This window comes from Micromonospora sp. (genome assembly GCF_048594385.1).
Classification (GTDB): Bacteria; Actinomycetota; Actinomycetes; order Mycobacteriales; family Micromonosporaceae; genus Micromonospora; species Micromonospora wenchangensis.
This window is the reverse complement of sequence record NZ_JBMDWU010000529.1, coordinates 1-7,608: the sequence shown is the minus strand read 5'-3', so window position 1 is coordinate 7,608 and position 7,608 is coordinate 1. Positions and strand designations below refer to the sequence as shown.

General features: G+C 72.0%; 5 protein-coding genes. All 5 read right to left on the bottom strand.

From position 1 onward, the window contains the following. Positions 1-125 precede the first annotated feature (125 nt). A complete protein-coding gene (locus ACOJTC_RS27950) occupies positions 126-1,955 on the bottom strand; it encodes an RICIN domain-containing protein (protein ID WP_420119122.1) in 1,830 nt (609 codons plus the stop codon). A 21-nt stretch (positions 1,956-1,976) separates the two neighbouring features. Continuing rightward, on the bottom strand, positions 1,977-3,452 hold the full coding sequence (locus tag ACOJTC_RS27945; RefSeq protein WP_420119121.1) for an arabinofuranosidase catalytic domain-containing protein: 1,476 nt from the start codon (positions 3,450-3,452) through the stop codon (positions 1,977-1,979). 96 nt (positions 3,453-3,548) lie between these two features. Then, on the bottom strand, positions 3,549-4,940 hold the full coding sequence (locus ACOJTC_RS27940) for a PHB depolymerase family esterase (RefSeq protein WP_420119120.1): 1,392 nt from the start codon (positions 4,938-4,940) through the stop codon (positions 3,549-3,551). 257 nt (positions 4,941-5,197) lie between these two features. Next, the gene (locus ACOJTC_RS27935) at positions 5,198-6,181 is read right to left on the bottom strand and encodes a LacI family DNA-binding transcriptional regulator (protein WP_204923141.1); all 984 of its coding nucleotides are present in this window, start codon (positions 6,179-6,181) and stop codon (positions 5,198-5,200) included. Positions 6,182-6,665: 484 nt separating this feature from the next. Then, a partial coding sequence (locus ACOJTC_RS27930; RefSeq protein ID WP_420119119.1) for a LacI family DNA-binding transcriptional regulator occupies positions 6,666-7,608 on the bottom strand: 943 nt, incomplete at its 5' end.

The following is a 7,608-nucleotide window of genomic DNA, read 5'->3' as shown; positions in this document are numbered from 1 at the left end:
GGCGGCACCTATCTCGACCCGGCATTGGTGGGCGACGTTCTCGTGGGGTTCGCCGGCAGGGCGCAGGGCCGGGGAGCGAACCCGACCCTGCGCCCGGCCTCACCGACGCAGACCTCTGCGCGGTGTCACACAGGCGTACGCCGCCACTGCTGGTTGGTGCCGGTGCCGCAGGTCCACTGCACGACCTGCACCCCGTCGGTCAGTCCGGCGTTGAGCACGTCGAGACACTTGTTGCTGTGCCGGGCCACGAGCTGCATCCAGCCGTCACCGACGTCCTGGAGCCGCCACTGCTGGTTGGTGCCCCCGTTGCAGGTCCACTGCACCACCCGGGCGCCGTCGGCGGTCGTGCCGGCGCCGCCGTAGACGTCGAGGCACTTTCCGCTGCTGACGCTCACCACCGTGGACCAGCCGCCGCCGACGTCGGAGAACCGCCACCGCTGGTTGGCCTGACGGTTCGCGGCCCACTGCACGACGTTCGCGCCGTCGGTCGTGGCGGCGTTGCTGACGTCCAGCAGCTTCGCGCTGTGCCGGGCGGTCAGCGTCGCGGTAGTCGGGGTCGGGGTGGTGGTCTGCGGCGTCAGCCGGTAGAGCCCGGCGCCGTGGGCGGGCAGCGACCGGCTGAACGTCCCGGTCGAGGTGCCCAGGGCCGCACCGGACCACAGGTCGGTCGCGGTGGCCGAGCCGATGCCCAGCTCGGCGAGGTTCAGCGACACGGTGGCCGCCGCACCCTCCCGGTTGAACAGCGCGACGTACCGGTCCGTGCTGTCCGGCACGTCGGCGACCCACACCTGCCGGGTGCCGCCGGTGAGCTGCCGGTTGTTGGCGCTGCGCTGGTCGACCGCCAGCACCGCGCTGTTGGTCATCAACGCCAGCTCCGCCGGCCGGTTCTCCACCAGGTTGCCGCCCCACATCAGCGGGGCCCGGTTGATCACCCAGAGCGACATGAGGGTGCGTTGCTCGTCCGCGCTGAGGTTCGAGTAGCGCGGCGAGCCGACCGGGCCGTACTTCGACAGCCGGCCGATCGGGATCATGTCCGGATCGGGCCAGGCCCCCGTCCTGCGGTACGGCGTCCAGTTGCGTAACTGGTCGAACAGGGCGTCCACCGACGACCAGTTGTCCCACAGGTCGTTGACGATCCGCCACATGTGCGCGTTGCTCTGCACGTGCGGGCCGGCGGACAGCGGCGTCGCCCCCGGCGACAGGCTCAGCACCATCGGCCGGCCGCTGCGCCCGATCGCCGTCCGGTAGCCCTCGACCTCCGCCTGCCGGTACGTCGGCGCGGCGATGTCGTCGACCTTGACGAAGTCGACGCCCCACCCGGCCAGCAACTGGAACACCGAGTCGAGGTACGCCTGCGCGCAGGGGTTGGACATGTCCAGCCCCCACATCAGGTTGAGCCAGGCCGCGCTGTTGCCGGCGTCGATCTGGTTGGCCCGGCACGAGGTGCCGAGGATCGGCACGTTGTCCGCGACCGCCTGCCGTGGGATGCCCCGCATCAGGTGTACGCCGAACTTCAGCCCCTGGGCGTGCACGTGGTCGGCCAGCGGCTTGAACCCGTTGTCGCCGGCCGCCGACGGGAACCGGGTGGTGTCGGGCAGCAGCCGCCCGTTGGCGTCCATCCGGAGCCGGGGTTGCAGGTTGGCGTCCTGGTTGGGGCTGCCGTTGTGCTGCCCGGGGAAGTACCAGCCCCAGTCGACGACGATGTACTGCCAGCCGTACTGGCGCAGGTTCGCGCCCATATAGTCGGCGTTGGCCCGGACGTCGGCCTCGGTGACGCTCCAGTTGAACGAGTCGTAGCTGTTCCACCCCATCGGCGGGGTGTCGGCGACGCCGTTGTCCCACGCCTGCGCCGGTTGGGGCCCGGCCGCGCCGACCAGGCCCGTCACGAGCAGGAGGGCGGTGGCGAGCAGGACGGCCACCCGTCGGGTCGCCGGATCAACGACACGGTGCTGCATCGGACCTCCTCGACCATCGGGTCAGCGGTAGCCGGCGGCGGTGATGTTGGCCTGCACCGCGTTCTCGGTGGCGTCCGACGGGTAGCCGGCGACCATCGCCCCCTCGTAGAACGTGCCGACGCTCTGGTTGGTGTTGTCGATGCAGCAGTCCCCGCCGCTGCCCAGGATGATCGCGCCCTGCTTGCGCATCGGGCTGTACCCGCGCGGCAGCGACCCGTCGTAGAGGGTGTAGAGGCCGCCGGACTGGGCGTTGCTGCCCTTGATGGCGAACCGGGAGGTGCCGTTGTTCTTCAGGGTGGCGGTGACGAACTTGCTGGTGAACGCCCGCTGGTTGGAGTTCCACGAGCTGCTGCCGCCGGGGTAGAGGCCGTACTCCAGGTCGGCCTGCACCCACGGGCCGGAGCCGGAGCAGCCACCGAACCAGCAACTGGTGCCGAAGTAGATCGCGTCCATCGCGCCCGCGCCGTCGGCCCGCCTGGTGGTCTCGCTGTTGCCGTAGTCGAAGCAGCAGCCGCTGTTGACGTGGGTGCCGCTGGTGACCATGTACATGCCCTCGGGCGCGGAGCCGGTCGGCACCCCGGTCAGGTGCCCGTCACGCCAGTAGCTGCTCTTGCCGGGGATGTAGAGCGAGTAGACCTTGTCCCCGCCGACCGTCACCGACTCCTTGTTCGCGACCGCCGGCTGGACGGCGCCACCGACACCGCCGGCACCCTGGTAGCCGAGGTTGTTGCCGCGTCCGGACTGGTCGAAGATGATCGTGATGACGCAGGTGGTGTTCGCGCAGAAGCTGTCCTGGCTGGCGGCGTTGGCCCGCCCGCCCGGCGACAGCACCCCGATGTTGCGGGTGGTGTTGTCCGAGGACCGGCGCACCTGGTAGAGCGAGCCGTTGTAGGCGGCGTAGAGCGCCCGGGTGGTGCTGTGCGCCGCGATGCAGGCGGTGCCGCCGGCGGCGTAGATGTCACACGGCTGGCTGGTGCCGGGCGGCGGCGTGGTCGGTGGCGGGGTGGTGGGCGGCGGCGTGGTCGGCGGTGGGGTGGTCGGCGGTGGCCCGGTGGTGGGGTTCACCCCGCCGGTGCAGGTGGTGCCGTTGAGACTGAACGCGGTGGGGGCGGGGTTGCTGCCGGTCCAGGAGCCGTTGAAGCCGAAGCTGGCGGTGCCGTTGGTGGGGATCGCGCCGTTGTAGCTGGCGTTGGTGACGGTGACCTGGGCGCCGGCCTGGGTGAAACTGCCGTTCCAGAGCTGGGTGATGGTCTGCCCGGCGGCGTAACTCCAGGTCAGACGCCACCCGTCCACCGGGTCGCCGAGGTTGGTGATGGTCACGTTCGCGCCGAAACCACCCTGCCAGGACGAGCTGACGGTGTAGTTCACCTGGCAGCCGGCGGCGGCGGCCGAGGCCGAGGCCGAGGTCTGGGTGGCGGCGGCGGTGACGAGCAGGAGGGCGGTGGCGGTGGCGGCGACCAGCGCCGGCCGTCGGCGGAGGAATCGGTTTTCTCGCACGGGATCTCCTGGTGGTGGACGGATGGTGCGGTCGGCGGCCGGGTCACCCTCCGCCGCCGTGCGGGGACGACGACGGGGTGACCCGGCCGTGGCGGGTCAGGCGGTCACGCAGGTCGCACCGTTGAGGGTGAACGTCGCGGGGGCGGCGGCGTTGCCGGTGTGGGTGGCCTGGAAGCCGATCGTCGTCGACGCCCCAGGGGCCAGCGTGCCGTTGTAGCTGACGTTGGTGGCGGTGACCTGGCCGCTGCTCGGTGCGTAGCTGGCGTTCCAGCCGCCGGTGATCACCTGCCCGGTGGGCAGGGTGAACCCCAGGGACCAGCCGTCGAGCGTCGTGCTCCCGGTGTTGACGATGGTGATGCTCGCGGTGAGCCCGTTGTTCCACGCGCTGATCGTGTCGGTGACCCGGCAGGCCCCCGACTGCGGCGACGACGTCGGCGTGGGCGTCGGGGTGGAGGTCGGGGTGACCGTCGGCGTCGGGGTCGGCGTGACCGGCGGCGTGCGGGTGGGGGTGGGGGGGGGCGTCGGCGTGGCCGTCGGGGTGGGGGTCGGCGTCGGGGCGCTGCCGTCCAGGCCGAGGAAGGTGATGGCGTACGCGAGTTGTCCGGCCATCGGCAGCTGGTGACCCACCCCGGCGATGCTGATCCCCTCGACGGGGGCCTGTGACCCCGTCCCGCCGTAGCGGGTGCGGGTCCAGGACGACTGGGGACGGTCGGTGACGGTGGGCGTGGTGCTCAACCCGTGCAGGTTGGTCCACTGCTTGATCTCTTCACCGAAGTTGGGGTACGCCAGGGTGGTATCCGTCGCGCCGTGCCACAGCTGCATCCGGGGATAGCGGCCCGTGTACCCGGGGTACATGGCGCGGGCCTGGTCGCCCCACTGCTGCGCCGTCTTGATCACGTTGCCGCCGGAGCACCTGCTGTTCCACAGTGAGCCGTCGGTGGTGGCGAAGCAGCCGGCCGGCACGCCGGAGAACGCCGACGCGGCGGAGAACACGTCGGGGTACTGCGCCGCGAGCACGTTGGTCATCATCGCGCCGGAGGAGAAGCCGGAGACCACGATCCGGGCCGGGTCGACCGGGTAGCGCTGCCGGGCGTACGCGACCATGGACATGATCCCGGTCGAGTCACCGCCGCCGTTGCGGGTGAGCGCGGCGGGGGTGGAGACGTCGAAGCAGTTCCCGCTGCGGGTGGCCTCGGGCACCACGATGAGGTAGCCGTAGCGGTCGGCGGCGGTCACGTAGTCGTGCCCGTTGCCGTTGAAGATGCCGCTGGCCGAGCCGCCGCAGTAGTGCACCAGGAGCAGCAGCGCCGGGCGGGGCGCCAGGGTGCTCGGGGCGTACAGGTACATGTTGAGGTTGGTGGGATTGTTGCCGAATCCCGTCACTCTGGTCAGGGTCGCCGCGGTCGCTGGCTGTGCCGTCACCAGGACGGTGGCTGCCGCGACACCGAGGACGACGGCTGCCAGCGCGGCGCGCAGACTGCCCTTCATCGGTGGCCTTTCTTCCAGGGTGGGAGCGCCGCGCCGGGGGCGGTACGGGCCGTCACGCCGGCGTCGGCCGGGCCCGGGATCGACAGGAGGTCACCGGGCGGTCCGAGGGTCGTTCCCGAGAATTGACGAACGTCGTTACGTTAACGTTAACAGTGACCGCTGTCCATAGCTGGCGGTCGCGGCACGGAGCCGGCGCGGCCGGGGTCTGGGGTGGCGGTGGGTCCTGCGACGGTGGCGGCGGCGACGCGGCCGGCCGGTCACCGGGGTGGGGCGACGCTGTCCCGGGTGATCAGGGTGGGGGAGACGGTCCGCCGCAGGGTGTGGTCGACGCCCGCGTCGATCTGCGCGAGCAGCAGGTCGAGGCTGGCCTCCGCCACGGTGTCGAAGTCCGGCCGGACGGTGGTCAACGGCGGGATGAAGTACGCGGCGTCCGGCACGTCGTCGAAGCCGACCACGCTGACCTCCTCCGGCACCCGTCGACCGTGCTCGTGCAGCGCGTGCAGCACGCCCAGCGCGAGGTCGTCGTTGGCCGTGAAGATCGCGGTCACCTCCGGGGTCCGGGCCAGCATCTGCCCGCAGCGGTATCCCGAGGCGGCGGACCAGTCGGCCTGGAGCACCGGCGGGATCTCCGCTCCCGCCGCCTGCAACGTCTCCCGCCACCCCGCGATCCGCCCGGCGCTGTCGAACCAGTCCGCCGGGCCCGACACGTGCCAGACCGTGCGGTGGCCGGCGTCCAGCAGGTGCCGGGTGGCCAACCGGCCACCCTCCACCTGGTCGATGGTGACCAGCGGCACCGGTCGACGGGGGTCACCGTCCACGGTGACCAGCGGAATGTCGGTGGGCAGGCACTCCAGCGCCTCGCCGGCCGACTCCACCGGCGCGATCACCACGATCCCGGCGACCCGGTGGGCGAGGTGCCGTTCGACGACGGCGGTGATGGAGGTCCGGTCCAGGTTGCGCACGCTGCCCACGCTGACCGCGAAGCCGGCCTCGGCCGCGGCGAGTTCGAACGCGGACAGCAGGGAGGCCGGGCCGTAGAGGGTGGTGTTGAGCGCCACCACACCGAGCACCTGGGACCGTCCGGTGACCAGGGTGCGGGCCGCCCGGTTCGGCCGGTAGCCGAGTTCGGTGATCGCGGCCTGGACCCGCAGGCGGGTCTGCTCCCGCACGTGCGGATGCCCGTTGAGGACCCGCGACACGGTCTGGTGGGACACTCCGGCGAGGCGGGCCACGTCTCTCATCGCTGGAGCGCGCACAGTCATCCCACACCTCTCGGTCCGCCCCGCAGCCCGTTGCCGGCGCAGCGGCCCGGCTCGGCGTCCGGGCAGGGACGACGGACACGAGGCATGGGCGCACACGCCGTGGACAACGCTGGATCAGCGAGAGTCTACGCGGCGTGTCGCCCCGGATGGGTCGGTGACGCGGCCGAGTGTCGTCCGCGTGCCGTGATATTCGTCATCACGGAGCGCGGGCGGTGGGCGAACTGGCGGTTACGGGTGGCCTGGTCCCTCCCTGGATCCTCGCGGGGCCCGGCCCGCGTCGCGCCGGCCGGCCGACCTGTGGTGCAGCATGTCCTCGACCGGCGCGTCGGAGGCGTGTCGACGGTGCGCCACCGGTGGGCAAGCCACGCCACGACGACCTGCCGTATCGATCGAATCGGATGCTACTCGAAACCGTTCGGTAACGACAAGGACAGGTTTCTGCGATCCGCCGACACCGCCCGGTTCAGTGGTCGTACGCGACGGCGGTGCTGTCCCGCACCACACGCGTGGGCGCCAGCTCCACCCGGGTCTGGGCGAGGCTCTCGTGGGCGGCCAGGGTCAGCACCATCCGGGCCGCCACGGCGCCCATCTCGGTCAACGGCTGCCGCACCGAGGTCATCGGCGGCCCGCAGAACATGGTGTACGGGATGTCGTCGAAGCCCACCACGCTGAGGTCCCGGGGGATCCGCCGCCCGGCCAGCCGGGCCGCCTCGTAGACCCCGAGCGCCTGCAGGTCGTTGCCGCACACGATCGCGGTCGGCGCCGGGTCCTGCCGGAGCAGTTCCTGGCCGTGGTTGAGGCCGTCCTCGAAGGAGAACCAGTAGCCGTGGCGCAGCCAGCGCGCGGGTAGTCCGACCCCGGCCGCCTCCAGGGCCGCCCGCGCGCCGTCCAGCCGGGCCTTGGCGCAGAGCCGTTCGGTCGGTCCGGAGATCACCCCGATCCGGCGGTGGCCGAGGTCGAGCAGGTGCCGGGCGGCCTCGAAGCCGCCGCTCCAGTTGGTCGAGGTCACCGACGGGACGGCGTGCAGCGGCGGCTCGCCGGTGGGGTCGAGGACCACCAGCGGGATCGCGCTCGCCGCCAGCAGTGCGTGCTGTTCGGAGGTGAAGCCGAGGTGGACCGCGATCACCCCGGTCGGGCGGCGGGCCAGCAGGTCGCGGGCCCAGAACCGGCCCTCCGAGACCTGCCGGCGGGCGTCGGTGAAACCGACGGCGAACCGGTGCGCCCCGGCGACCTGCTGCACCCCCTGCATGATGGTCACCGCCAGGTTGCTCTGCATGCCGTAGAAGACCACCTCGATGCTGGCGTGCGGGGTGCCCAGTTCCGGCCGGCGGTAGCCGTGCTCGCGCAGCAGCGCCTCCACCCGTGCGCGGGTCTCCGCGGCGACCCCCGATCGGCCGTTGAGGACC

Excerpts from the sequence above, each read along its gene's own strand:
- ACOJTC_RS27940 (WP_420119120.1), bottom strand. The coding sequence starts at position 4,940 with ATGAAGGGCAGTCTGCGCGCCGCGCTGGCAGCCGTCGTCCTCGGTGTC.
- ACOJTC_RS27950 (WP_420119122.1), bottom strand. The coding sequence starts at position 1,955 with ATGCAGCACCGTGTCGTTGATCCGGCGACCCGACGGGTGGCCGTCCTG.
- ACOJTC_RS27935 (WP_204923141.1), bottom strand. The coding sequence starts at position 6,181 with ATGAGAGACGTGGCCCGCCTCGCCGGAGTGTCCCACCAGACCGTGTCG.